Raw genomic sequence first — 23739 nt, forward strand, 5'->3', positions numbered from 1 at the left:
GCTGGGGCGGCCCAGGCGGCGGACATGGCGGCGGCGGACCGGGCGGCGGCCACTTTCACGGCGGCGGGCCGGGCCGCTAACCGGCGGCGCGGATTCCGCCCCTGTCCCGGCGCCTCAGGCCAGCTTCTGCTCCGTCAGCGACTGGCCTGTTTTCTTATCTCAATATCAAACTCGCCTGCCGTCCGCCAACATCAAATTATTTGATAATCAAAAACAATTATCTTTGCTTTCCGTTCCGGCCAACAGCGACCACACTTACATTCCTTTTTAGTGACTTCAGGATCGTTGTTATGTCGAACATGAAAAAAATCGCCGCGCCGCTGGCGTTAAGTCTGGCGCTGTGGACGCAGTTCGGCCACGCCGCCGCGCAAACCTATCAGCTGAACCCGGAACATACTTCCGTGGTCATGAGCTGGTCACACTTTGGCTTCTCCCATCCTACCGCTGACATTTCTAACGCCTCCGGCACGCTGGTGTTTGACAGCGCCAACCCGGAAAAATCGAAGGTTGTAGTGACGCTGCCGATGGATACCCTCGATACCCATGTCGATGCGCTGAACAAAGAGTTTAAGGCGGGCGAATACTTCAACACCGGCACTTATCCGCAGGCGACTTTCCGCAGTACCCGCGTCATCAGCAAGGGCAACCAGCGCTATGATGTCCAGGGCGACCTGACCATCAAAGGCGTCACCAAACCTGTGACCCTGCACGCCACCCTGAACAAACAGGGCGAACACCCGATGATGAAAAAGCAGGCGATCGGCTTTGACGCTACCGGCACCGTGAAGCGTTCCGATTTCGGTCTGAAACAGTATATTCCGGCCGTAAGCGATGAGATCGCTCTGACCATCTCCACCGAAGCCTGGGCCGATAAATAAGCCTGTCAGCCCCACTGCGTTGGGGCTGTCACAGCCAGCGAGGGCGGATTGACCCGATTCCATCGCTATTTGACTATCAGGCTACTCACTCTCGCTTTTCCCCCTCCCTATACTGCTTTCATCCCGACAGGCAATCTCCCGCGCTATAATGTTTAACCGGAGTGAAAGATGAAACTGACGCAAATTCGTAACGCCACGCTGCTGCTTAACTACGCTGGGGTAAAATTTCTAATCGATCCGATGCTGGCTGACAAAGAGGCCTGGGAAGGTTTTCCGGGCACCGCACGCTCGCACCTGCGTAACCCGCTGGTTGCGCTGCCGCTGCCGCTTGAAACTCTGCTGGATGTGGATGCGAGCATCGTCACCCACACTCACCGCGACCACTGGGATGAGGCGGCAGCGGCGCATATCTCCAAAGATATGCTGATTTTTACCCAGAACGCTGCCGACGCCGAGCTTATCCGCGCGCAGGGTTTTACCCGAATTCAGGTGTTAGAGGAACGCAATACGTTTGCCGGCATCACCCTTATCAAAACCGACGGTCAGCACGGCAGCGATGAGGCCTATAGCAACCCGGAGATCGCCGCGCTACTTGGCGACGCCTGCGGACTGGTGTTCCAGCATCCTGATGAAAAAACGCTTTATATCGCTGGCGACACCATCTGGGTTAAACCCTATATCGACAGCCTGAACGCCTGGCGGCCTGATGTGGTGGTGGTGAACGCCGGTTTTGCTCAGGTTGACCATATCGGCGCCATTATCATGGGCAAAGAGGATATACTGCGTACACATCAGGCGCTGCCGCAGGCGACTATCGTGGCGTCGCATATGGAAGCGGTGAATCACTGCATTCTGAGCCGTGACGAACTGCGTGAATACGCCAGCGAGCAGGGTCTCCAGGCGTGCCTGCGCATCCCGGCGGACGGCGAAAGCTGTTATTTTTGAGTCGCGCGTTGTTGACTGCCGTTGTCCGCATACCTTAACCGTCGCCGCAGCTGCGTCTGCGGCTATATGTTTCTGCGCCCTCGCCCGTGAGTGAAGCGGCGCGACAACTGGAAAAGTGTTATGCCCGCTCCATCCGTCGCGGTAATCGCTACTGAGGGTTTCAGCCCATTTCATTTCTCGGTTCCCTGCATTATTTTTGGCCAGTCGATGCCGCAGCCGGAGCTGTTTCAGCTGCTTATCTGCGTGGAAAAAATCGGCATGGTGCAGTCTGATATCGGCATGTCGGTCAATGTAGAACGCGGGCTGGAGACGCTGGAGACGGCGGATATCGTCATCGTACCCTACTGGCATCATCCTACTGAAAGACCGTCGCAGGCCCTTTTTGACGCGCTGATCGCCGCTCACCGGCGCGGCGCGCAGGTGGTGGGTCTCTGTCTGGGAACCTATGTGCTGGCCTACGCAGGGCTGCTGGACAACCGGCGCGCGGCGACGCACTGGGAGCTGGAGCGTGACTTCACCGAACGCTTTCCGGCCGTCCAGCTGGATACCAACGCGCTCTATATGGATGACGAGCGGCTGATCACCTCGGCGGGCACCGCCGCCGGCATCGATTGCTGCCTCTATCTGGTGCGCAAGCAGTACGGCAGCGCGGCGGCTAATCGCGTCGCCCGACGCATGGTGGTGGCGCCCTATCGTGAAGGCGGCCAGGCGCAGTTTATTGAACATCCGGTGCCGGAAAATACGCGTGACAGTAAAATCAACGCGCTGCTGGATTACCTGCGGAATCATCTTCACCAGCCGCATAATCTCGACTCGCTGGCGCGTTTGGTCAATATGAGCCGCCGCACCTTTACCCGTCACTTTATTAAGGCGACGGGCATTTCCGTCGGCGAATGGCTGGATACGGAGCGTCTGCGGCGTAGCCAGGCGCTGCTGGAAACAACCGATCACAGCATCGAAGCGGTGGCGCAGCTGTCGGGCTTCCACTCGCCCGTTTCCTTTCGTCAGCGTTTCAAGGCCCGCTTCGATATTAGTCCCAGCGAATGGCGGCGCGCGTTTCGCGGCGGCCAGCCTGGCGACAGCTAAGGCTATTCCCACACAACATTCTCCCCGTTGTCCGCTGACGTAGTACAATAAAAACATTCCGCTTTTGCGGACATCGACCAGTCCTGTGCGATGCATATCTACGGCATTCAGGGAGTCATTTTGTCTTCATCAACCTTTATTCTGCGGCTTTCCCGTCCTGTCAGCGCTGATATGCTGGACGACCTGCGCGCGGTGTTTCCGTCCGACGCGACCCAGGTGTTTATTAATGCGCTGGACGAAGGGAGCTATACCACCGTGGAGTGTTTACAGAGCGACGACACCTGCGCGCTGGCGGCCTCCGCCATCGCCCTGTGGCGTCAGCTGGGTCATATTCATCATCTCACCTGGAGGCACGGCTGGGAGTGCGGCGACGCCACCGACGCCAGCCAGCAGGCGCTGTTTCAGATGTTGAAAGCGCCCGGCGCGATTATGCATATCACCTGAACGCTTCCTGCCTTTTCCGCCACCGCCTTGCGGCGGATTCACCCTTCTCCTTTTCGGTGCGGCCCGCTGCCAGCAACAAGCGAAACGGTTAGCGAAATTTACCTTTAATCGTTATCCCTCCTGATGCAGATCAATATTGCCGCCTCTGTAAGGAGAAAAGATGTTCTTAAGCCAAATTTTATTAATGATTGCCTGAACAGGCTTAAGGAGAAAACGATGGGCCGCTTACACGTTACCGCGCTGGAATTCGCCCGCTGCGTCGGCATGAAAGAAAGCGATTTTATTCGGGCGATCTGCAATCGCGGCGCCATTGAGGGCATCGCGCTGCCGGAAGCGTTGAATCACGATCCGCTTCCGCGCCGCCTCTGGCTGCGTGAAGATGTGCTGTTTTTTGTCCGGCGGCTGCGCCTCGTCAGAGCGCGTCGTTCACACCGCTAGCCAAAAAGCCGCGCGCGACGGGGTCGCGCGCGGCTTGCAGCCTGTCAGCCTGGATAGATGCCGCGATCTTTACGCGCCATCAGAATGCGTTCGCAGGCGACGATATAGGCGGCGGTACGCAACGTACACTCTTTCTCCGCCGCTTTGTCCCAGACATGCACCATCGCTTCGGTCATGATCTTGTCCATGCGCGCATTGATCTCCTCTTCGCTCCAGAAGAAGCTTGCCATATCCTGCACCCACTCGAAGTAGCTGACCGTTACCCCACCGGCGTTGCAGATCACGTCCGGCACCACGGTAATGCCGCGCGCCTTCAGAATATCGTCCGCGTCCGGGTAAGTCGGACCGTTAGCGCCTTCCAGCACCAGCTTGCAGCGCAGTTTTTCAGCGCGCTCGCGGGTAATCTGCCCTTCCAGCGCCGCCGGGATCAGAATATCCATATCCGTGGTCCAGAACGCTTCGCTGTCGATGCTCTTCGCGCCAGGGAAGCCGGCGATCTGCTTGTGGCGGTTCTGCCACTCGCTGAGCGCATGCAGGTCGATGCCGTCGGCGTTAAACAGCGTGGCGGTATGATCCTGAATCACCACCACGCGCGCGCCCGCTTCCGCGAACAGGCGGGCGGCTTCGCTGCCAACATTGCCGAATCCCTGGACGGCGATCTTCGCCCCTTCGATTCCGATGCCCGCGCGTCCCGCTACTTCACGTCCGGTAACGAATACGCCGCGACCGGTCGCTTTTTCACGGCCCAGCGAGCCGCCGAGGTGAATGGGCTTGCCGGTCACCACGCCGGTGATGGTGGTGCCGTGGTTCATGGAGTAGGTGTCCATCATCCAGGCCATCACTTTGCCGTTGGTGCCGACATCCGGCGCCGGGATATCGCGCTGCGGCCCGATAATCAGGCCGATTTCGCTGGTGTAGCGACGCGTCAGACGCTCCAGCTCGCCCTCGGAGAGCGAGAAAGGATCGACGCGGATGCCGCCTTTCGCCCCACCGTACGGCAGGTTGACGGCGGCGCATTTAATGGTCATCCATGCGGAGAGGGCCATCACCTCATTCAGGTCCACGTCAGGATGATAGCGAATGCCGCCCTTGCCCGGACCGCGAGAAAGATTGTGCTGAACGCGGAAGCCTTCGAAGTGGCGAATGGTGCCGTCGTCCATCTGTAGGGGGATATCAACGATCAGCGCGCGTTTCGGATGGCGCAGCGTATCGATCCAGCGCGACAGTTCGCCCAGGTAAGGGGCAACGCGGTCAATTTGCTGAAGGTAGGTGTTCCAGGCCGATGTACCGCTTTCTGACGCGTAAGATAGCTTTTCCATAACAAACCTTTTTGAACAAAGTTATTTATATTGTTAAACCGTGGAAATGACCCGCATATCACTATGCGATGATGAATTTATCATTAATTATCGTCTGCGGATTTCCCTGCGACGCGGAAAAAATTGTTTTTGCGTAAAGCAATCGCAACAGAGGTGAATAATTAGTTACTTTTCAGCGTTGCCATAAGCGCTTCGCTTTTATGCATTTTTTATGCACTATTTATGCATAAAACAATTTTTTGCTGATTTTTCAGAACCTTGAAAGTGATCAAAAAGTTAATTTTTCGTTAGTTTACACGGTTGACAATGTAAATTCCGACGGCCAGCATTGAAGCTATCCGGGCAGCCATCGCCGTCGATTTTGCCCAACGCCAGGAGGTTCTTCTCTGTTTCAATAAGTTGCATCCACTGCCAGCTGTAATGTGATGTTTATCGCCTGTCATCGGGCCCGTCCACCGTGCTTTCGGCAGCTCTGCTGCGCCTGTTCCCTGCGATATATCAGGGAAGGTGATCTATTGCCCGATGAAAACCTCCATTCGCTTCATGGTCAGACGTCAAAAAAGGAGATGCCATGACCGTAAAACACCCCCCGCGCTCGTCCGCGTCCGGCGCGCAGGATGATGCGCCGCAAAAACTGCATCGCGGCCTGAGTGAACGGCATATTCAGCTGATTTCTTTGGGCGGCGCGATCGGCACCGGCCTGTTTATGGGCGCAGGCAAAACCATCGCCGTATCCGGCACCTCGATTCTGATCACCTACGTGGTAGTCGGGTTTTTTATGTATATGGTGATGCGCGCCATGGGCGAGCTGCTGCTCACGCGCCTGGATTACCGCTCATTCGCCGATTTCGTTTCCGACTATCTTGGGCCGAAAGCGAGCTTTTTTCTCGGCTGGTCCTACTGGCTGAGCTGGGTGGTCACCTGCATCGCCGATGTGGTGGTGTGCGGCGGCTACGTGCAGTACTGGCTGCCCGATCTCTCGCCCTGGGTTCCGGCGCTGTTTACCCTTGCGCTGCTGTTTATGTTTAACCTGCTGTCGGTGAAGATGTTCGGCGAAGCGGAGTTCTGGTTCGCGATTATCAAGGTGATCGCCATCGTGGCGCTGATCCTCACCGGTTTCTGGATGGTGGTGACCGGCTGGACCTCGCCGGACGGCGTGCGCGCCTCGCTAGGCAACCTGACCGAACCGGCGGTGTTTATGCCGCACGGCGTAGTGGGCTTTTTCGCCGGTTTCCAGATCGCTATCTTCTCCTACACCGGCGTGGAGTTGCTTGGCACCATGACGGCGGAGACCAAAACGCCGGAAAAAATTCTGCCGCGCGCCATTCGCGCCATTCCGCTGCGTATTATTATTTTCTATGTGCTGTCGATGGTGGTGATTATCGCGGTGACCTCCTGGCCGCACGTCTCGGCGGAGACCAGTCCGTTTGTGACGCTGTTTGACAAAGCGGGCCTGCCCGCCGCCGCCGCGCTGATCAACTTCGTCGCCCTCACCTCGGCGATCTCCTCCGCCAACAGCGGCGTCTACTCCAGCACCCGCATGCTGTACGGCCTGTCGCTGGAGAAACATGCCCATCGGCAGTTCCGCATTCTCTCCCGCGCCACGGCGATCCCGGTGCGTAGCCTGCTTTTCTCCTGCTTCTGCATGCTGAGCGGCACGCTGCTGCTGTTCCTGGTGCCCAACGTCGTCACCCTGTTCACCATCGTTTCGACGCTGGCGGCGATTCTGGTGATCTACAGCTGGGGCATGATCCTGGTGGCTTACCTGGTGTACCGCAAACGGCGGCCCGATCTGCATCAACGCTCGTCGTTTAAGATGCCGGGCGGCGTAGCGATGTGTTGGTTGAGCCTGGCGTTCTTTCTCTTTTCGCTGGTGATCATGGTGTTCGACCGCGATACGCTGACCGCGCTGTGCGCCATGCCGCTCTGGTTCCTGCTGCTGGCGCTGTTCTGGCGGCTGAAGCTGCGTCGACAGCGCGCGCGTCAGGCGCAGCAGCGCTGGCAGGTGAGCCCCGACGCCTGAGGCATAAAAAAAGCGGCGATGATCGCCGCTTTTTTGCTTACTTTTCGTGGCGTTTAACGCATCAGAAATCCGCTTTCAGCACCACGCGGTAGTTGGCTTTACCGGCGCGAACGTGATCCAGCGCCTCGTTGATTTTCGACATCGGGAAAAATTCCACTTTCGGCGCGATATCGGTGCGCGACGCGAGGCGCAGCAGCGAACGCAGCTGGCCCGGCGAACCGGTGGAGGAGCCGGTGACCGCGCGGTCGCCGAGGATCAGGCTGAAGGCGGAAACTTCGAACGGCTTCATCACCGCGCCCACGGTATGGAAGTTGCCGCGCGGCGCCAGCGCCGCAAAATATGGCTGCCAGTCAAGATCGACCGCCACGGTGCTGAGGATCAGATCGAACTGCCCCGCCAGCTGCTTCAGCGCTTCCGGGTCGCGGCTGTTCACCACATGATCCGCGCCCATATCCAGAATTGACTGCTTCTTCGCCGGCGATGAGCTGAAGGCGGTCACTTCCGCGCCCATGGCGTGCAGAATTTTAATCGCGATATGGCCCAGACCGCCGATACCGATCACGCCGACGCGGCTGGTGGCGGTGATGTTATGCATCAGCAGCGGTTTGAATACGGTGATGCCGCCGCACAGCAGCGGACCCGCCGTGGCCGGATCCAGTTTTTCCGGCAGCGGAATCACCCACTGCCAGTTGGCGCGCAGCTTTTCGGCGAAGCCGCCCTTGTTGGCGATGGTCGGCACGCTGCCGTTCAGACAGTTGACCTGGTCGCCGTTAATGCAGGCGTCGCAGTGTTCGCAGCTTTTGGCGGTCCAGCCGATGCCCACGCGCTGACCAATAGCGAGGCCTTTGTTTTTGGCCGCGTCGCCTAGCGCGGAAACGCGCCCGATCACTTCATGACCGGCGATCACCGGATACTGCGACACGCCCCATTCATTGTCGATCATGGAGAGATCGGAATGGCAAACGCCGCAGTATTCCACCTCAACTTCCACATCTTCGGCGCTCAGCAACTCCGCTTCATATTCATATAAAGTCAGTGCCTGTCCGGCTTCCATCGCTGCGTAACTCTTAATTTTCACTATTCACCTCAGATTGCGTTAGGAGATCCAGCAGAGAGTGTAGCAAAGCCGTTAAGCCAAAGACTTTCCACATCATGCCACGGTGATTTTTCAGACAGTTACGCCCAGCGCCCGCTGTCGACGACGCGGGTTCAGGTTAGATCAGGCCGCGTTTTTTTATCGGCAGCAAACAAGACAGAAACACGCCGGGCGTGCTATCAACAGTTGCAAAACACCGTTCAGCAGAACTCGCCGTTTGTGGTGATGTTGCAGGGCGCGCAGCTGGTAGCGCTGCGTCAGTCGGTGCGCCATGCGCAGCAGAGCATTGGCATTGGCATTGGCATTGGCATTGACGTTAGCCTGCTCTGATTCGATCAGGTGAGCAAAGCGTCATCCGCCGCCTTTCCGGCGAGGCCTCCCTGCCCCGCCGCATCCGTCAAAGACCGGCGATGATCGCGGTAATGTCGCCGATGGTCTCTGCCAGCAGATCGCCGCGACGGTAAGCCTCCAGCTGCGCCTCGCCGCCGTTCACCACCGACGCCGGACGTTCAATAAAGGCGCCCAGCGGCGTCGAGTTGGCGTCCAGCACCACGACAAACGGAATCTTCACCTTTTCAACGTCCAGCAATTCGGTAAAGGGCTGCGCCTCGTCGCGGGTGATTATCGCCATTTCCACGTTGGGCAGCCGCTGACAGAGCAGCGCCAGCGGCGGAATATTGCGATGACAGTCGGGGCACCACATTTCCGCCGCCACCAGCAGGCGAAAGCGCCCTTCAGCCTGCCGCGCCGGCGCGAGGGCGTTTTCCACCGCCTCGGTCTGGCTCTCCAGCAGCGTCTGCCAGCGGCGCAAATCGGCAATTTGCTCCGGCGTGCCGGTGCTGATAAAGGTTTCGATATCTTTGCCCTGCTTAAACAGCGTGTCGAACGTACTCATGCTTCTCTCCAATGGAAACGGACGGTTCGCTATGATAAAAGAATCCGTCTGCCGACACACCTGCGTTGCCAGCGGAACGCCCTTTTTCTTTACGGATAAAACGCCCCGGCGCTGATTTACGCCCAACGCGTTCCCGCCTGGAAAACTTTACACGTCTTTGCATTACGCCTTTATTTTCCATTGCCGCGTCATGCCGCCGCTGATGATGCGTACTTTCCTGTCAGTTTTATTTTTCCTGTACTGCGCAGCGGCGGCAGGCTCTTTTTCCGCTGCGCTATACTCACTGCCGACCTGAATATGGCAACGGAGCGGAGTGAATGAAAATTGCAGCGTTCGATATCGGCGGTACTTCTTTAAAAATGGGCGTGGTGAGCGAGAAAGGCGAGATGCTGTCGACAGATAAGAAAGGGATCGAGAACCACTCCGGCGAAGAGATTCTCGACGGTATCACGGCGTGGCTACAAAAAAACAGCGACTGCGAAGGCGTCGCCGTCAGCATTCCAGGCTATGTCGACCCGGAGAGCGGCTATATCGCCATGGGCGGCGCCATCCGCGACTTCGACCGCTTCGCTATCGGTCAGTGGCTGCGCGACAAGACTTCGCTGCCGGTCAGCGTAGAGAACGATGCTAACTGCGCTCTGCTGGCGGAGCGCTGGCTGGGCAAGGCGCAGGAGATGTCCGATTTTCTGATGATGACCATCGGCACCGGCATCGGCGGCGCGATCTTCTGCAATAACGCGCTGGTGCGTGGCCGACAGCGTCGGGCTGGCGAATTTGGTTCGCTGCTGACTTCACGGCCCGGCAGCGACAGCGTTCTGAACTATACGATGAACACCACCTGCACCATGCGGGTGCTGACGCGCAACTACAGCCTGCATACCGGCCGGCCGCAGGAGGAGATCAGCGGCGAGGAGATTTTTGAGCGCTATGATAATAACGATCCGGTTTGCGACCGGTTGGTTACCACTTTTTATCAGGATCTCTGCGCCGGTATTTATAATCTGTCGCACGTATTTAATCCCGAATGTTTGTTCCTCGGCGGCGGCATTACCGCCAGAAAAACCTTTCTCGATGAAATTCATCATCATCTCGCCTGGTTTGATGTGGATATGAAAGTGGATATCGCCACCTACGGCAATGATTCCGGCATGCTGGGGGCGGTAAAACATTTTCTGCAACAGCACCAGGCGTAGCGGGCGAAGCAAATGCGCGCCGTCCGCCTTTTCCGGCCACCGCTGCCCAAAACGTGCGCTTTCATCAGCGCCGCCTGAAGGCAGGGTTTAAAGGGGTATGATACCGCTCACGCTGTGAAGGCTGCTGATTAACGCGTCCGTCAGCAGCCGGGCCTTCAGCGGTATAAAGCGCCTGGTGGGATAGATCGCGTAGAGCGTGGGCGGCTCCCAGCGATAGTCGGGCAACAGCTGAACCAACGTCCCCTGCCGTAGCTGTTCCGCCGCCAGCAGCGTCTGAATGCCGCCGATGCCTGGCTTCGCCTCCAGCATAGCGATGGCCGTCGCGCCAGATGCGATCCAGCCCTTCGGTGTCGAGGCGAATGATTTCGCGTGTATCGTTAGTGGGCGTCAGCAGCTGGTCGCTCGCCTGGTTTGCGTAGTAGCGGCCATCGGCGGCGTGCGGGCGATGCCGACGCCAACCTTCAGATGCGCCTCTTTGTGTACCCGAGCGCGCAGCTGATGGCCAAACTGCTCCAGAGACATGCAGTGGCTGACGCCGTGCAGATCGATAAACGCCTCGTCAATCGAGTCGATCTCCGCGCGGCGCCAGCTCTTCAGGCAGGCTCATTGCCCGGCTGAAGATATCGCCATTTATATGGAATGGAAAATCAACGTGAACTTAAAAATGTTTGAAAGCAGTTACCGGACAAATATTTTCCAAAGTAACTGCTGGAATAAGCGTAACTGTGATTTTGACGGAAGCCGCAACAAAACAGCCTGCGTTATATGTCAGGCTGACATTTTCCGGCATTCTTCAGCACAGCGGTAACACGCTTCAGCGCATTTCTTACAGTGATCGTGCTCATGTCTGGCACACTCATCACCGCATGTCTGGCATACTTCCGCGCAAATCTTACAAATTCGGGCAGCAAATTCACTCTCCATCGCCATCAACTCGGCTGCCAGTCGACAGATGCTGGCGCACTGTCTGTCCGTTCGGATGCATTCGCGCATCATCTCCAGGTTTTCTTCCTGCAGGCAAGAGGTTGCGCAATAATCACAGGTTGCGGCGCAGATGTAACAGGACTCGATGCAGCTGCGATAGAGTTCAGACATAATCTCCCCTTATTAACTTTAAATGCAAAGAAGTTATAAGCATGGAACAAAATGCTCGCTGCTGCAAAGTTGTACAATAATATGTCTGCTTTGCCTGAAACGGGATAGCCTGTTTTATGTCAGCAAAGCTGATAAATTCAGCAGACAGGTTGTCAGCATTCCCTGATTCCAGTCATGTGATTTGTTTGTTACTTGCGGATAGCCGCCCTATGCCTATGCTTTCTGTTTCAATCCTGTAGGTATAGTGTATGTATTCTTCCGACCCACAAATGTTGCTGCTGCTCTACTTCGTCCTTCCTGTATGGCTTATTGCCGGTTTCGCCGACTGGCTTTGTCACAGGGCAACAGATATTGAATCAACAACCGGTCTGAAAGAGACCTATATCCATATCCTGATGTTTTTAGAAATGGGCCTGCCTTTACTGTCAGCCCTCTTCCTGGATGTGAATGCGCTGGTCATTGCGTTCATGATTGTGATGTTCTTCTGTCATGAAGTAACGGCTCTGTGGGATGTCAGCTACGCCGTGACTGCAAGGCGCGTTTCCCCCGTTGAGCAGCATATACACAGTTTTCTGGAAATGGTCCCCCTGATGGCACTTCTGCTGGTGATTTCAAGACACTGGCCGCAGTTTCTGGCGCTGTTCGGTTCCGGCGACGAACCTGCCCGGTTTGAACTGAAGCTGAGAGCAGATCCTTTACCGACAGGCTATATCATTGCCGTGCTTACGGGCATTTTTGTCATGGAGGTGTTGCCTTATCTTGAAGAGTACCGGCGTGCAAAAAAAACCAGAAAACGTGCTCACAGAAGCGGTGATAACACGATCTTAAAATAACGCATCCGTGACAGGGGATGCCTGCCGGCCCGGCTTTATAACCAGTTCAAACAGCGAAAGCTGACGTATGCCGCGACGGCCGGTATCTTCAGAAAGCTGAATACCATGACACAGGCAATCAGTACCCGGAAGGCAACTTCGCCCAGAAATGTCTCCTGCCGATCACTAAGTAAAAAACGATGCCCGTCAAATGAGGAAATAAGCAGAGCGAAGGAATAACAGAACTAAACATAGTTTATTACGGAACGATGGTGGAAATTATTTACTTCTTCCCTGGATATAAGTCGGGGGCGGGATTACATAATAAACAAATATCACTGAGCCGGGAGGAATTATTCCCCCCGGCCAGCCACTTTTATATAGCAGCGCCCTGAATAACAGCCATTATGAAAGTTCTAAATAACGATAACGGTGTTATTCAGCAGGCACCGCCCTGCTGTCAGTCACCCTGACGGCCGCCACCGTGGCTGTTTTCGCCGCCTTTCTTACCGGCTTCAGACGCCTTCTCGCGATCATTAGCGAAATTTCCACCGCTGTTATGCCCCCCTTTTTTTACCGGCTTCGGACGCTTTTTCCCGGTCATTAGCGAAGTTGCCGCCGCTGTTATGACCGCCTTTTTTGCCCGCCTCAGAAGCTTTCTCAGGATTTTATGCGAAATTACCGGAACCACCGCGATGCTCAGCCATAAATACCTCTCTTCAACTAAAACTAAAGAATAAATTTAACTTCCATAATACGGCAGGAGCATAAAATCTTATGTCGTCTGCCGCTCACTCAGTAATTAAGCATAGACCCTGTGATTTATTAAGCAAAAAATAAAAAACGAAGCGTTAAAATCAGACTAACTGACAGATGTCCGCTTCGCTTATTAGCTTCGCCATTCAGCCTGAAGACAACAGAGTTAAACTGGCGGGCGGATTTTACCGAACAGGTTATCCAGAAAAGAAAACGCTGATGTACTTAAGATAATAAAGTAACCTGCCCAGTGACTGGCATAAACAGTCCGGCAGAAAAAGGAATTTAAAAACAGGCAGTAATATACTGCAGTTTTTTCTTTATCAAGGCGGGAATGGCCGGTGGACCGCCTTATTTAATGCGCGCGACCGGGATATCTGACCAGCGCGTCGTCCATGTCGGCGACAGCATTTCGCGCTTCATCGCCCAGGGCTTGACGATGCCCTGCCCGGCGAACCAGAGCTTCCCTTTGCCGCGCTGGTTGATTTCATCCATGAGCTTCATCAGCCGTTCGCCGTTGGCCTGCGGCCGGTGCTCATCAAACAGGTCAAGCTGCGCCACGCCCTGACTGAAAAAATCGCTGAGGATGACGCCGGTTTTAATATAGCGATAGCCGTCGCGCCAGATGCGATCCAGCCCTTCGGTGGCGAGGCGAATGATTTCGCGTGTATCGTTAGTGGGCGTCAGCAGCTGGCCGCTCGCCTGATTTGCGTAGTAGCGGCCATCGGCGGCGTGCGGGCTGGTGCGCAGAAACACCGCCACCTGGCGGCAATACTGCTTCTCCTTGCGCAGTTTCTCCGCCGCGCGCTCCGCCCAGGCGCACACCGCCTGACGTACCGCCTGATAGTCGTCGGTGCGGCTGCCGAACGAGCGCGAGCAGACGATCTGCTGCTTCGCCGACGGCACCTCTTCCGCCGCCAGGCAGGATTCGCCGCGCAGCTCGCGCACGGTGCGTTCCAGCACCACGCTGAAGTGCTTGCGGATCAGCGGCGCAGGGCTTTCCGCCAGCTGCAACGCCGTTTCAATGCCCAGCTGCCGCAGCCGCTGGCTGATGCGCCGTCCCACGCCCCACACCTCCTCCACCGGCACGCGCGCCAGCAGCTTGCGCTGGCGCGCGCTGTCGGAAAGATCGACCACGCCGCCGAGCTGAGGCCAGCGCTTGGCCGCGTAGTTCGCCAGCTTCGCCAGCGTTCGGGTGCAGGCGATGCCGACGCCAACCTTCAGATGCGCCTCTTTGCGCACCCGATCGCGCAGCTGATGGCCAAACTGCTCCAGCGACATGCAGTGGCTGACGCCGTGCAGATCGATAAACGCCTCGTCGATCGAGTAGATCTCCACGCGCGGCGCCAGCTCTTCAAGCAGGCTCATCACCCGGCTGGACATATCGCCATACAGCGCATAGTTGGAGCTGAATACCTCGATGCCATGCTGGCGCACGCTCTCCTGAATCATAAAGTAAGGCGCGGCCATGGCGATCCCCGCCTGCTTCGCAAGGGCGTTGCGCGAGATCACGCAGCCATCGTTATTGCTGAGCACAATCACCGGCCTGTCAGCCAGATCGGGACGAAAAATCATCTCGCAGGAGGCATAAAAATTATTCACATCAACCAGTGCGAACATTGTCTATCGCTTTTTTTTACGGATGCCTGCGCTGACGTTCTGTGGCGGACATGACCTTTTTACTGTGTTTACATACAGTAGTACAGAGTCGCCGCCTTTTACAAGCCCCCCGCTTTACGAACGCAGCGGCAAACAATGATGGAGAAATACCGCCTGCGGGAAAAGTGTTTCGGCCAGGTCGCAGGCTGGCCGTTCGTTGATTTCGTTTTTAGCTGGGATAACGACATTCATTTCTGCAGAAGGCATATCAGGATGGCGATTCACCCCAATAATGATTGGCTGTATTCATGGCGGCATCCTGCCCAGAATGCTGCTGATTTCTCCCCTCAACCATCGTGAGGCGGGATGGTTATCCTCCTGCGCCGTCCAAACCAGAGACACGTCGGGCAGCGTCAGTATCATTGGCACCGGCACGACCCGCAGGCCAAACGCCTCACCGTAGCGTCTTGCCATCCGCGTTGGCAACGTGGCAATCAACGGCGCACTCGCGACCATGCCCAGTACACCGAGAAATTCCGACGAGGTTGCAACCACGTTGAGTTTTCCGCCTATCGCATCAAGTGCCGATTCGAGACAACCGTGTAAGCTTTCGCTGAGGCTTACCAGCGCATGCGGCAGGCTCAGGTAATCTTCAAGGGGAATCGCCGATTTGAATGCCATCTTGTCAGGATGGAAAACGCAACTCAGCGACTGTCCGAACAAGAGCTGCTGACGATAACGCATCGCCTGGCTGTCAAAACAGCCGATTGCCAGGTCCAACACCCGGTCATCCAGCATACGGTAGACATCGCGCTGCTGCACCGGGCGGCCATGTAGCTTCACCCCCGGCGCCAGCTGACGCAGGCGTAAGGCGAGCTCCGGCATCAGCAGTAGCTCCACCTCGCTGGAGAATCCCATGCGAAAGATACGCTGGTCAGTCGAGGGATCGAACTCCGAACGGGCATGAATAACCGTCTGCATCATACTGAGCGCTTGCTCCACCGGCTCGGCCAGCGCTAAAGCGCGCGCGGTCGGTTGCATAACTGTCCCGACACGCACAAAGAGTTCATCCTGAAATAACGTTCTCAACAGCGACAGGCTGTGGCTCATGGCTGGCTGACGGATTTTCAAAAGATCGGCAGCCCGAGTGACGCTCCGCTCGCGCATTAGCGCGTCAAAGGCGATCAGGAGATTCAGGTCGAAGCTTCTTAAATCGAAATGGTCGATTTGCAACATTATTTGAATCGATTTGGTTAATGATATTTCCAGTAGTACGCTGATTTTCATTATCAGTCAACGGGAAAAAATCATGACGACTCAAGAGACCTTTCTTGTCGGGGATGTACGGATCATCAAGGTGCCAGAATTAGCGCTTGATGCAGTAGAGGCCAGCCAGCTCTTCCCGGAAGATGATTCAGAGGAACTGATCGGCGATGCAACTCATTGGGGTGAGCGAAGTTACGATTCTGAGAACGGCCTGCTTCGGCAAAGCATTCACGCCTGGGTGGTACAGACGCCGACTCACACCGTCCTGGTTGATACTGCTACCGGCAATGACAAGTTACGCCCAACGGCACCCTTGTTTCACCAGCTCAAAGCGCCTTTCCTGGCGCGTTTGCAGGCGATCGGCGTATCGCCTGAAACGGTGGACTTTGTCCTGCTTACCCATCTTCACGCCGATCATGTGGGATGGAACACCCGGTTACAAGGCGAACGATGGGTACCGACTTTTCCCAATGCCCGCTACGTCTTTTCCGAACGCGAATATCGCTACAATCTGGCGCTTTCCCGCGAGCGGGCGGCGGTGGCAAAAATCCAGCGGCAGGCAGGACTCGGCACGCCGCGTCGCCATCCACTCGGCGGCGTTTTCGAAGATAGCGTCATGCCCATCGTCGAGGCAGGTCTGGATCAACGCATCGAGGTGGATAATACCCTGATCGAAGGCTTCCGTTTCCACTCCACGCCTGGCCACAGTATCGATCATGCCTCCATCTCAGTGACCTCTCGGGGTGAAACTGCTTTGTTCTGGGGCGACATCATGCATCATCCGCTCCAGTTCCGTCGCCCGGAGACCAACTCAGTCTATTGCGAGTTTCCAGAGGCGGCACAGCAGTCCCGTCACAAGGCCATGCAACTCGCTGCCGAACTCGACGCGCTGGTTTTCACTACTCACTTCGGAGATAGCTCTGTTGGCAAAGTCAGCCGACAGTCTCACGGCTTCAATTGGCAATTCATTCAGGGGACCCGGTCATGAACGACAATACCAACGGCGTACTGCTACGCGAAACTTACCTCATCGACAGTGATACCGCTGGCATCCAGTTGCAGCTGCTCCGCAGGCGCCGGCGCGACATCGGCCGCCCCAGTTCGGGTACGACGTTGATGTTGATACACGGTGCCACTTTCCCCAGCGAGAGCCTGTTCGATGTTCCTGTGGATGATATATCGTTCATGGATGCGCTGGCCACGGCTGGATTCGACGTGTGGGCGGTAGATGCCCGCGGTTATGGCGGTTCGACCCGCCCGTCTGACATGGCGGCGCCGCCTGACACCGCCGCCCCCCTGACGCCAGCACGGGTCGCGGCGCGTGATCTTGCCTCAGCGGTTGAGTATGTTCTCGCCGGGAATGGCATTGATCGCCTCAGCATCGTAGCGATGTCATGGGGAGGTTCGGTCGCGGGGATATATGCCGAACGGCATAGCAAATATATTGAAAAACTTGTGCTGGTGGCACCGCTATGGCTATCGAATCGCCCCCTGCGCATCGATGCCGGACAGCCGCTGACAGCGTGGCGTCTGATACATGTCGACGCCTTTCGCGAGGCGTGGCTGGCAGGTGTCCCAGCCGACCGGCAAGAAGGCTTGTTGCCGCCCGGTTGGTTCGAACAGTGGGCGACGGTAACGGCCTCTACCGATCCGGGCGCTGCCGAGCCGGGTACCATCCGAGCCCCTGGTGGAGCTATTCAGGATGTTCGTGAGCATTGGCTCGCCAACCGGCCGCTCTATAACCCGAGCGCGATTACCGCACCGGTACTGCTCGTTCACGCCGAGTGGGATCAAGACGTACGGGTCGATATGATGCAGGATCTATTTAAGCGCTTCGATAACGCCGCCTGGCGGCGCTGGATAGAGATTGGTGGCGGCACGCACATGATTCTGATGGAGCCGGGCCGCTGGCAGGCTTTCGATGCAATCATCAACTTCCTGAAAGAACCCTCTCATCGAATCAGGGAGTAAGCCTGCAACCGATGAAGCTGGCAATCGACAGGCGGACACAGGCATATGTCCGCTCCTGGCTGGCCGCTACAGTAGCCGCCTTTTACAAGCGCCCGCTCTCCGGGCGCGGCGGCGTTTTTTCAGCCCTGGGGTGATAAATATCCAGGCTTTGCATATCGATAGCAGAATAACTTGGTAGTGAAGCGTCGGGGGGAATGGCACTGTAATTTTAACCAATACCACCGGGGTTAATACCATGAGCCATTCACCTTCTTTAGCGCTTCCGATTATCGATTTCGCGCAGCTTACCCGCCAGGCGCCGCAGCGCACGCAGGCCATTGATCGTCTGGGCCAGATTGCGCGCGACGTCGGCTTTTTCTACCTGGTCAACCACGATATTGAGCAGGCTCTGCTCGATGAGGTACAGCGCGTCGCCCGCGACTTTTTCGCCCTGCCGCAGGAAGAGAAGCTAAAGGTAAAGATGGCTAACTCGCCCCACTTTCGCGGCTACAACCTGTCAGGCGTGGAGATCACCCGCAGCCAGCCTGACTTCCGCGAACAGTTCGATATCGGCGCCGAACGCGAAGCGCTGCCGGTAACGCCGGATTCTCCCGCCTGGCAGCGGATGCAGGGGCCGAACCAGTGGCCGCAGGCGCTGCCAGCGCTGCGCGAGGTAGTGACCCGCTGGCAGCGGGAGATGACGCGCGTGGCGCTGGAACTGCTGCGCGCCTTCGCCGAAGCGCTGCGGCTGCCGCGCAACGCCTTCGACACGCTCTACGGCGCCCGCCCTAATGAACATATCAAGCTGATCCGCTATCCGGGACGCGCCGCCAACGAATCGCGTCAGGGCGTCGGCGCGCATAAAGATTCCGGCTTTCTGACGCTGCTGTTGCAGGATGACCAGGCCGGTCTGGAAGTCGAACTGACGCCCAATAGCTGGGTGGCGGCCTCGCCGCTGCCGGGCTCTTTTGTCGTGAATATCGGCGAGCTGCTGGAGCTGGCGACCAACGGCTATCTGCGCGCCACCGTACATCGCGTAGTATCGCCGCAGGCCGAACGGGAACGCCTTTCCATCGCCTTTTTTCTCGGCGCGCAGCTGGATGCGGTGGTGCCAGTTTATCAGCTTCCGCCGTCGCTGGCGCGGCTGGCGCAGGGGCCAGCCAGCGATCCGCTCAACCCGCTGCTGCGAGAAGTGGGCTGGAACTATCTCAAAGGACGACTGCGCTCGCACCCAGACGTGGCGCAGCGTTTCTATCCTGAGCACACCTCTTCTTAATCACTGACAGGGAATAATCATGAACAAGACTGCGCTAACGCTTGCCGGACTCTCTTTGCTGATCGCCCAAAGCCTGCACGCCGCGCCGCTGCGCATCGCCGCAGATCCGGTACCGCACGCCGAGATTCTGGAGTATGTGAAGCAGCTCGATCCGAAACTCGATCTCGACGTGATCGAACTGAGCGGCGGCGTGAACGCCAATGAGCTGCTGGCCGCCGGGGATGTCGACGCCAACTACTTCCAGCATCTGCCCTACCTGAAAGATCAGGAGAAGGCGCTGGGCAAAACCTTCGACGTTGTCGCCAGCGTACACGTTGAGCCGCTCGGCATCTATTCACACAGGGTAAAAAGCCTGACGGCGCTGCCGCAGGGGGCCAGCATCGCGGTGCCGAACAACCCCACCAACCTGAGCCGGGCGCTCTGGCTATTGCAGGATAAAGGGCTGATCCGTCTCAATGCGCAGGGTGAAGCCGGTTCGACGCTGGTGACGCCGAAAGATATCAGCGAGAACCCGAAGCAGATCAAAATTATTGAGATTGAGGCGCCGCAGCTGCCGCGCTCGCTGGACGATGTGGACGCCGCGGTAATCAACGGCAATTATGCGCTGGAGGCAGGCCTGACCCCGGCGAAAGATGCGCTGGGCCTGGAGTCGGCCGGGCACAACCCATACGCCAACCTGCTGGTCACCACGCCACAGCTGGCGAAAGATCCGCGCGTGCTGGCGCTAGCGAAAGATCTCACCTCTCCGCAGGTGGCGGCCTTTATTCGTCAGCACTATAACGGCTCGGTGATCCCGGTGACGGATGAAAAACATGATTAAGATTGAGAACCTGAGCAAACACTATCCCGGCACGACAGCGGCGGCTTTAACGGAAGTGACGCTGACAATTGAGACAGGCGCCATTTTCGGCATTCTCGGACGCAGCGGCGCGGGCAAAAGCACCCTGCTGCGCTGCCTTAACCGGCTGGAGCGCCCCTCGTCTGGGCGCATTCTGGTTGACGGCAGCGATATCGGGCAGCTGAGCCTGGCGCAGCTGCGTCGCCAGCGCCAACAGATGGGCATGATTTTTCAGCATTTCAATTTAATCCACGCGCGCAATGTCCACGACAATATCGACCTGCCGCTGGAGATCGCCGGCGTGCCCACGCGCGAACGTCGTGAGCGAGTCGACGCCCTGCTGCATCTGGTAGGCCTGAGCGCGTTCGCTCACGCCTGGCCATCGCAGCTGTCGGGCGGACAAAAGCAGCGCGTCGGCATTGCGCGCGCGCTGGCGGCGCAGCCGCGCTATCTGCTGTGCGACGAGGCCACCAGCGCGCTCGATCCCGACACCACCGTCTCGATCCTCGATCTGCTGGCGTCAATTCAGCGCCAGCTTGGGATCACTATCGTGCTGATCACGCATGAGATGGCGGTCGTGAAGCGCATTTGCGACGCCGCTGCCCTGCTGGAACATGGCCGCCTGGTGGAGAGCGGCAGCCTGGCGCAGATCATGAGCCGTAAAGAGGGACGGCTGCGCCAGATGCTGTTGCAGGATGGCGACGCCGACCGCGCCTTTATCGCCCGCTATCGGGCGGAGGAGCCGTCACGTTGCGTAGCGTAAACTGGGATCGTTTTCAGGCGTTACTGCTGAGCGCCACCGCAGAGACGCTCTATATGGTATCGCTCGCCGCGCTGCTGACCGTCGCGCTGGGCCTGCCGGTCGGCGTTTTGCTGTTCCTGACGCGCAAAAACGGCCTGCTGCCCAACCGCGCCGTCGCCCTGCTGCTGAACGCGCTGGTGAATACCGGCCGCGCCCTGCCGTTTGTGGTGCTGCTGATTGCCCTCATCCCCTTTACCCGTCTGCTGGTGGGCACCACGCTCGGCAGTACGGCGGCGATTGTGCCGATTACCATCGGAGCGTTTCCTTTTTTTGCGCGCATCGTAGAGAACGCGCTGGATGAGGTGGATCGCGGCCGTATCGAGGCGGTGGAATCGATGGGCGGCACGCTCTGGCATATCGTCAGTCGGGTGCTGCTGCCGGAGGCGCTGCCCGCGATGGTGGCGGGCATCACGCTGACCATTGTAATGCTGATTGGCTTTTCGGCGATGGCGGGCGTGGTGGGCGGCGGCGGGCTGGGCGATCTGGCGATCCGCTATGGCTATCAGCGCTTCGATAATCAGATCATGGCGGCGACGATTATCGTGCTGCTGCTGCTGGTGCTGCTGGTGCAAAAGACGGGCGACCGCCTGGTGAGATCGCTGGCCTGCCGACGCTGAAGCCAGCGGCGCGCGGGGGTTTCGGGCGCGACGTCCAGCGGCGACGCAGTCTGGCGCAGGTTATCCACAGAAAATGGGGATAGCCTGTGTATGAATAAGTATAAATCGGCGCGCGGCTGCCTGACGCCGTGTCAGACAGCCGCGGCGCGCCTTTCCAGCACGAAACATCAGCGTTTTTCCGGCCAGCGCTGCTGCGGAAAAAGGGATACGCGCAGGTTAAACAGCGAGACCAGCGGCGCGAGCGCGGCGCTGTCCTGCGCGGCGAGCGCCTCCAGCTTAAGCAGCAGCTCGTTCAGCTCATCCAACAGCGTCTGATGCGGGATGACCTGTAATGAACGCAGTCGCCGCTTCAGATACAGTCCCAGCTCATGAAACATCTGGCCGCTTTCCAGCCGATGCTTTTCCAGCACCTCGCGATGGCGGGCATAGAAATCATAACAGTTGGCGCCCAGCCAGGCTTCAGTGATGAGATCGCCGCCAGCAAGCAGCTCAGGATCGGGATCGAGACGTTTGCGCGGCAGAATAATATTTACCCGATCGAGCATGCGGGCGACAAACTGCTGGCGCGACAGCAGCGAAGAAGCGTTGCGCTCAATCTCCTTAATAAAACCCAGCAGATCGCGGATGCCTTTGCGCACCGCGCGCTTTGCAATCCATGACGGTCGCTTATTGCGGATGATCGCGGTCAGCGTCACCGCAAACAGGATGCCCACCAGCGATGAGATCGCCGCGTTCAGGGTGGCGATCAGGTTGGGAACATAGTGATGGCTAAGCCCGATAAAACCGGGTATCTGGATCGCCACGCTCAGGCCGATCAGATTGGTCGCCGGTCGCGCGATCGCCAGGCTGAGCGCAAACAGGCCGGGCAGCAGGCACATCATCAGCGCCTGCAGCGTGTTTGCCTGCGGGATCAGCACGCCAACATAAAACAGGCTGATCGCCAGCGCCACCAGCACGCCTTTTACAAAGAGCTTCATCGGCGTGACCGGTGAGTCGATGCTGGCGAAAAAGGAGCTGATGATCGCCGCCATCAGCGGCGCGCTGGCGCCGTCCGCCCAGCCGCTGCCGATCCAAAAAAGGCTGGAGAGAAAGGTGGCGAGAAAAGCGGTCAGCGACGACAGCAGCAGCAGGCCTTTATCGATATGCCGGTGTTCGCGCGGGTTGTTTATCAGCGGCGCATCGCTGTCGCTGTAAAGATCGCTGGCGCGCGCGCTAACGGATTGATAAGCGTCGACGATGCGTACAACGTTGGCCAGGCGATCCAGCAGACCCAGCAGCAGCATGCTCTCTTCCGCGCTCAGCTCCTGCCGACGCCAGGCCTGCTCCAGTTCAGATTTCCCCTGCGCCAGCGCGCTTCGCACTGTATCGACATGGCTGACCGCATCGTAATTAAGCCACAGCTGAAACTGTTGCAGCACCAGCGTGACGCAGGCCGGAAAGCGGATTTGCAGTTCCGCCAGCAGTCTCAGGCGCGTTTCAATCGCGGTCAGCGTCGGCAGCAAATAGCTAAGATGCTGATACTGTACGCTGACCAGCCTGATCACCTTGCGCGCCGCCTCCCCTTCATAAACGCAGTGGGTTATCAGCGTTTCGACGTTGAGCGGATAGTTCGCCATCTGAATCAGAATATCCTCCCGCTCCAGCGACTTATCCTTCGGCAGGCGCACCACCAGCTCGTTACAGAGTTTACGCGCGTTGCGGTACCAGTTATCGACGCTCTGTTCCAGCAGATGTTGCATGGGAACCGGGAACACCAGCCGGTGGATCAGCGTGCTGCAAACGATGCCCAGCGTAATCTCCTCGATGCGCGAAATCACCGTCCAGGTAATTGCCGACGGCGTAGTGACATCAGGAAAGCCCATAATGGCGGCGCTGTAGCCCGCCAGCATGAAAACGTAGCTTTTTGGCGTGCGATCATGCAGCGAGAGACAGAGGCAGGCGGTGACCCATAGCGAAACGCACAGGCTGAACAGCATCGGCGACTGCACGGTTTCCGGATAGATCAGCAGAATAAACAGACCGCCAAGCAGCGTGCCCGCCAGCCGAAACACCGACTTTGAGATCGTCGACGCCGCGTAGAGCTGCGAAGTAACAAATACCGTGGTCAGCGCCCAGGCGGGCTTTTCGAAATTAAGCAGGAGAGCGACAGATAACGCCAGAAACGCGGCCAGAGAGGTTTTGAGCGAGAACAAAACCGCGTTTTTTGAAAACCACTTCATGTTGAAAGAGTACCGTAGCACAGTTGTGTGGCGCGTATCCTGACAGAAGCGAGAAAATTTTACCTTTGATTATGTAATACAAATTATTTCTAATTTAATTAACTGAATTTAAACATATTTATAATGATGCTGATTACTACGCAAATGCAGCGATCCCTGCGGCATGGATTAAAAGAGAAAAGAGGGCTATTC

The 23739-nt window shown here is 57.5% G+C and carries 26 protein-coding genes and 1 pseudogene; 16 read left to right on the top strand and 11 right to left on the bottom strand.

What is annotated here, in order from left to right:
• The 6 genes from MYY08_RS15495 to MYY08_RS15520 all read left to right on the top strand — a co-directional run.
• On the top strand, positions 1 to 271 hold a 271-nt coding region (locus tag MYY08_RS15495), incomplete at its 5' end, for a hypothetical protein (RefSeq protein ID WP_288014835.1).
• Positions 272 to 290: 19 nt separating this feature from the next.
• Entirely contained in the window at positions 291 to 878 is a 588-nt protein-coding gene (locus MYY08_RS15500; RefSeq protein WP_190296774.1) for a YceI family protein, read from the top strand.
• A 168-nt stretch (positions 879 to 1046) separates the two neighbouring features.
• Entirely contained in the window at positions 1047 to 1823 is a 777-nt protein-coding gene (locus MYY08_RS15505; RefSeq protein WP_190296773.1) for an MBL fold metallo-hydrolase, read from the top strand.
• Between the two features lie 120 nt (positions 1824 to 1943).
• Entirely contained in the window at positions 1944 to 2909 is a 966-nt protein-coding gene (locus MYY08_RS15510; protein WP_288014838.1) for a GlxA family transcriptional regulator, read from the top strand.
• 120 nt (positions 2910 to 3029) lie between these two features.
• Complete coding sequence (locus MYY08_RS15515) at positions 3030 to 3353, top strand: hypothetical protein (protein WP_038626581.1); 324 nt, start codon at positions 3030 to 3032, stop codon at positions 3351 to 3353.
• A 216-nt stretch (positions 3354 to 3569) separates the two neighbouring features.
• Positions 3570 to 3791, top strand: a complete 222-nt coding sequence (locus MYY08_RS15520; RefSeq protein WP_038626583.1) for a hypothetical protein — start codon at positions 3570 to 3572, stop codon at positions 3789 to 3791.
• Positions 3792 to 3835: 44 nt separating this feature from the next.
• Here MYY08_RS15520 and MYY08_RS15525 read toward each other — a convergent pair whose 3' ends face one another.
• Positions 3836 to 5110, bottom strand: coding sequence for a Glu/Leu/Phe/Val family dehydrogenase (locus MYY08_RS15525; RefSeq protein ID WP_038626585.1), 1275 nt, complete (start codon positions 5108 to 5110; stop codon positions 3836 to 3838).
• Between the two features lie 571 nt (positions 5111 to 5681).
• Between MYY08_RS15525 and MYY08_RS15530 the strand changes: the two genes are divergently transcribed.
• Positions 5682 to 7133: an amino acid permease gene (locus MYY08_RS15530; protein ID WP_084969985.1), complete on the top strand. Its 1452-nt coding sequence runs from the start codon at positions 5682 to 5684 to the stop codon at positions 7131 to 7133.
• Between the two features lie 61 nt (positions 7134 to 7194).
• Here MYY08_RS15530 and ahr read toward each other — a convergent pair whose 3' ends face one another.
• Positions 7195 to 8214 (bottom strand): NADPH-dependent aldehyde reductase Ahr, encoded by a 1020-nt coding sequence (ahr, locus tag MYY08_RS15535; protein WP_288014864.1) that lies wholly within the window; start codon positions 8212 to 8214, stop codon positions 7195 to 7197.
• A gap of 201 nt (positions 8215 to 8415) precedes the next feature.
• On the opposite strand from ahr, the gene MYY08_RS15540 reads away from it, so the two are divergent.
• Positions 8416 to 8559, top strand: a complete 144-nt coding sequence (locus MYY08_RS15540) for a hypothetical protein (RefSeq protein WP_288014841.1) — start codon at positions 8416 to 8418, stop codon at positions 8557 to 8559.
• Positions 8560 to 8626: 67 nt separating this feature from the next.
• Here MYY08_RS15540 and MYY08_RS15545 read toward each other — a convergent pair whose 3' ends face one another.
• Complete coding sequence (locus tag MYY08_RS15545; protein WP_038630034.1) at positions 8627 to 9124, bottom strand: thioredoxin family protein; 498 nt, start codon at positions 9122 to 9124, stop codon at positions 8627 to 8629.
• Positions 9125 to 9441: 317 nt separating this feature from the next.
• Here MYY08_RS15545 and MYY08_RS15550 point away from each other — a divergent pair, with 317 nt between their 5' ends.
• Positions 9442 to 10317: an ROK family protein gene (locus tag MYY08_RS15550; RefSeq protein ID WP_038626592.1), complete on the top strand. Its 876-nt coding sequence runs from the start codon at positions 9442 to 9444 to the stop codon at positions 10315 to 10317.
• Positions 10318 to 10404: 87 nt separating this feature from the next.
• Here MYY08_RS15550 and MYY08_RS15555 read toward each other — a convergent pair whose 3' ends face one another.
• From MYY08_RS15555 to MYY08_RS15565, 3 genes are all read right to left on the bottom strand, one after another.
• Complete coding sequence (locus MYY08_RS15555) at positions 10405 to 10626, bottom strand: type 2 periplasmic-binding domain-containing protein (protein WP_288014844.1); 222 nt, start codon at positions 10624 to 10626, stop codon at positions 10405 to 10407.
• A gap of 78 nt (positions 10627 to 10704) precedes the next feature.
• The gene (locus tag MYY08_RS19290) at positions 10705 to 10839 is read right to left on the bottom strand and encodes a hypothetical protein (protein WP_288014846.1); all 135 of its coding nucleotides are present in this window, start codon (positions 10837 to 10839) and stop codon (positions 10705 to 10707) included.
• A 246-nt stretch (positions 10840 to 11085) separates the two neighbouring features.
• Entirely contained in the window at positions 11086 to 11412 is a 327-nt protein-coding gene (locus MYY08_RS15565; protein ID WP_071883683.1) for a four-helix bundle copper-binding protein, read from the bottom strand.
• Between the two features lie 248 nt (positions 11413 to 11660).
• On the opposite strand from MYY08_RS15565, the gene MYY08_RS15570 reads away from it, so the two are divergent.
• Positions 11661 to 12245 carry a diguanylate cyclase gene (locus MYY08_RS15570; RefSeq protein WP_288014848.1) on the top strand — a complete coding sequence of 195 codons (585 nt, stop codon included), beginning with the start codon at positions 11661 to 11663 and terminating at the stop codon, positions 12243 to 12245.
• 439 nt (positions 12246 to 12684) lie between these two features.
• On the opposite strand, the gene MYY08_RS15575 is transcribed toward MYY08_RS15570, so the two are convergent.
• The 4 genes and pseudogenes from MYY08_RS15575 to MYY08_RS15590 all read right to left on the bottom strand — a co-directional run bounded on the left by MYY08_RS15575 (position 12685) and on the right by MYY08_RS15590 (position 15866).
• Positions 12685 to 12828 (bottom strand): con-10 family general stress protein, encoded by a 144-nt coding sequence (locus MYY08_RS15575; RefSeq protein WP_502888476.1) that lies wholly within the window; start codon positions 12826 to 12828, stop codon positions 12685 to 12687.
• Positions 12782 to 12931, bottom strand: a pseudogene (locus tag MYY08_RS15580) (con-10 family general stress protein). The gene MYY08_RS15575 and the pseudogene MYY08_RS15580 overlap by 47 nt, the downstream one beginning before the upstream one ends.
• A 400-nt stretch (positions 12932 to 13331) precedes the next feature.
• Entirely contained in the window at positions 13332 to 14600 is a 1269-nt protein-coding gene (umuC, locus tag MYY08_RS15585) for a translesion error-prone DNA polymerase V subunit UmuC (RefSeq protein ID WP_190296770.1), read from the bottom strand.
• Between the two features lie 285 nt (positions 14601 to 14885).
• Positions 14886 to 15866: a LysR family transcriptional regulator gene (locus MYY08_RS15590; protein ID WP_288014850.1), complete on the bottom strand. Its 981-nt coding sequence runs from the start codon at positions 15864 to 15866 to the stop codon at positions 14886 to 14888.
• 22 nt (positions 15867 to 15888) lie between these two features.
• Here MYY08_RS15590 and MYY08_RS15595 point away from each other — a divergent pair, with 22 nt between their 5' ends.
• The 6 genes from MYY08_RS15595 (at position 15889) to MYY08_RS15620 (ending at position 21328) form a co-directional block, all read left to right on the top strand.
• Entirely contained in the window at positions 15889 to 16833 is a 945-nt protein-coding gene (locus MYY08_RS15595) for an MBL fold metallo-hydrolase (RefSeq protein ID WP_288014852.1), read from the top strand.
• Positions 16830 to 17816, top strand: coding sequence for an alpha/beta hydrolase (locus tag MYY08_RS15600; protein ID WP_288014854.1), 987 nt, complete (start codon positions 16830 to 16832; stop codon positions 17814 to 17816). Before MYY08_RS15595 ends, MYY08_RS15600 begins: the two co-directional genes overlap by 4 nt.
• Before the next feature lie 235 nt (positions 17817 to 18051).
• Entirely contained in the window at positions 18052 to 19071 is a 1020-nt protein-coding gene (locus MYY08_RS15605; protein ID WP_288014856.1) for an isopenicillin N synthase family dioxygenase, read from the top strand.
• Between the two features lie 19 nt (positions 19072 to 19090).
• Positions 19091 to 19891 (top strand): MetQ/NlpA family ABC transporter substrate-binding protein, encoded by an 801-nt coding sequence (locus MYY08_RS15610; protein ID WP_288014858.1) that lies wholly within the window; start codon positions 19091 to 19093, stop codon positions 19889 to 19891.
• Positions 19884 to 20672, top strand: a complete 789-nt coding sequence (locus MYY08_RS15615) for a methionine ABC transporter ATP-binding protein (protein ID WP_288014860.1) — start codon at positions 19884 to 19886, stop codon at positions 20670 to 20672. The genes MYY08_RS15610 and MYY08_RS15615 overlap by 8 nt, the downstream gene beginning before the upstream one ends.
• Positions 20660 to 21328: a methionine ABC transporter permease gene (locus MYY08_RS15620; RefSeq protein ID WP_038626610.1), complete on the top strand. Its 669-nt coding sequence runs from the start codon at positions 20660 to 20662 to the stop codon at positions 21326 to 21328. Before MYY08_RS15615 ends, MYY08_RS15620 begins: the two co-directional genes overlap by 13 nt.
• A gap of 167 nt (positions 21329 to 21495) precedes the next feature.
• On the opposite strand, the gene MYY08_RS15625 is transcribed toward MYY08_RS15620, so the two are convergent.
• Positions 21496 to 23547 (bottom strand): FUSC family protein, encoded by a 2052-nt coding sequence (locus tag MYY08_RS15625; protein ID WP_084969981.1) that lies wholly within the window; start codon positions 23545 to 23547, stop codon positions 21496 to 21498.
• Positions 23548 to 23739: the final 192 nt, after the last annotated feature.

Source organism: Mixta sp., from assembly GCF_024610815.1.
Classification (GTDB): domain Bacteria; phylum Pseudomonadota; class Gammaproteobacteria; order Enterobacterales; family Enterobacteriaceae; genus Mixta; species Mixta calida.

What these genes read in the sequence shown, in the direction of transcription:
- MYY08_RS15500 (WP_190296774.1), top strand. Translation starts at nt 291, where the DNA reads ATGTCGAACATGAAAAAAATCGCCGCGCCGCTGGCGTTAAGTCTGGCG.
- MYY08_RS15505 (WP_190296773.1), top strand. Translation starts at nt 1,047, where the DNA reads ATGAAACTGACGCAAATTCGTAACGCCACGCTGCTGCTTAACTACGCT.
- MYY08_RS15510 (WP_288014838.1), top strand. Translation starts at nt 1,944, where the DNA reads ATGCCCGCTCCATCCGTCGCGGTAATCGCTACTGAGGGTTTCAGCCCA.
- MYY08_RS15520 (WP_038626583.1), top strand. Translation starts at nt 3,570, where the DNA reads ATGGGCCGCTTACACGTTACCGCGCTGGAATTCGCCCGCTGCGTCGGC.
- MYY08_RS15525 (WP_038626585.1), bottom strand. Translation starts at nt 5,110, where the DNA reads ATGGAAAAGCTATCTTACGCGTCAGAAAGCGGTACATCGGCCTGGAAC.
- MYY08_RS15530 (WP_084969985.1), top strand. Translation starts at nt 5,682, where the DNA reads ATGACCGTAAAACACCCCCCGCGCTCGTCCGCGTCCGGCGCGCAGGAT.
- MYY08_RS15545 (WP_038630034.1), bottom strand. Translation starts at nt 9,124, where the DNA reads ATGAGTACGTTCGACACGCTGTTTAAGCAGGGCAAAGATATCGAAACC.
- MYY08_RS15550 (WP_038626592.1), top strand. Translation starts at nt 9,442, where the DNA reads ATGAAAATTGCAGCGTTCGATATCGGCGGTACTTCTTTAAAAATGGGC.
- MYY08_RS15555 (WP_288014844.1), bottom strand. Translation starts at nt 10,626, where the DNA reads ATGCTGGAGGCGAAGCCAGGCATCGGCGGCATTCAGACGCTGCTGGCG.
- MYY08_RS19290 (WP_288014846.1), bottom strand. Translation starts at nt 10,839, where the DNA reads ATGTCTCTGGAGCAGTTTGGCCATCAGCTGCGCGCTCGGGTACACAAA.
- MYY08_RS15565 (WP_071883683.1), bottom strand. Translation starts at nt 11,412, where the DNA reads ATGTCTGAACTCTATCGCAGCTGCATCGAGTCCTGTTACATCTGCGCC.
- MYY08_RS15570 (WP_288014848.1), top strand. Translation starts at nt 11,661, where the DNA reads ATGTATTCTTCCGACCCACAAATGTTGCTGCTGCTCTACTTCGTCCTT.
- MYY08_RS15575 (WP_502888476.1), bottom strand. Translation starts at nt 12,828, where the DNA reads ATGACCGGGAAAAAGCGTCCGAAGCCGGTAAAAAAAGGGGGGCATAAC.
- umuC (WP_190296770.1), bottom strand. Translation starts at nt 14,600, where the DNA reads ATGTTCGCACTGGTTGATGTGAATAATTTTTATGCCTCCTGCGAGATG.
- MYY08_RS15590 (WP_288014850.1), bottom strand. Translation starts at nt 15,866, where the DNA reads ATGAAAATCAGCGTACTACTGGAAATATCATTAACCAAATCGATTCAA.
- MYY08_RS15595 (WP_288014852.1), top strand. Translation starts at nt 15,889, where the DNA reads ATGACGACTCAAGAGACCTTTCTTGTCGGGGATGTACGGATCATCAAG.
- MYY08_RS15600 (WP_288014854.1), top strand. Translation starts at nt 16,830, where the DNA reads ATGAACGACAATACCAACGGCGTACTGCTACGCGAAACTTACCTCATC.
- MYY08_RS15605 (WP_288014856.1), top strand. Translation starts at nt 18,052, where the DNA reads ATGAGCCATTCACCTTCTTTAGCGCTTCCGATTATCGATTTCGCGCAG.
- MYY08_RS15610 (WP_288014858.1), top strand. Translation starts at nt 19,091, where the DNA reads ATGAACAAGACTGCGCTAACGCTTGCCGGACTCTCTTTGCTGATCGCC.
- MYY08_RS15615 (WP_288014860.1), top strand. Translation starts at nt 19,884, where the DNA reads ATGATTAAGATTGAGAACCTGAGCAAACACTATCCCGGCACGACAGCG.
- MYY08_RS15625 (WP_084969981.1), bottom strand. Translation starts at nt 23,547, where the DNA reads ATGAAGTGGTTTTCAAAAAACGCGGTTTTGTTCTCGCTCAAAACCTCT.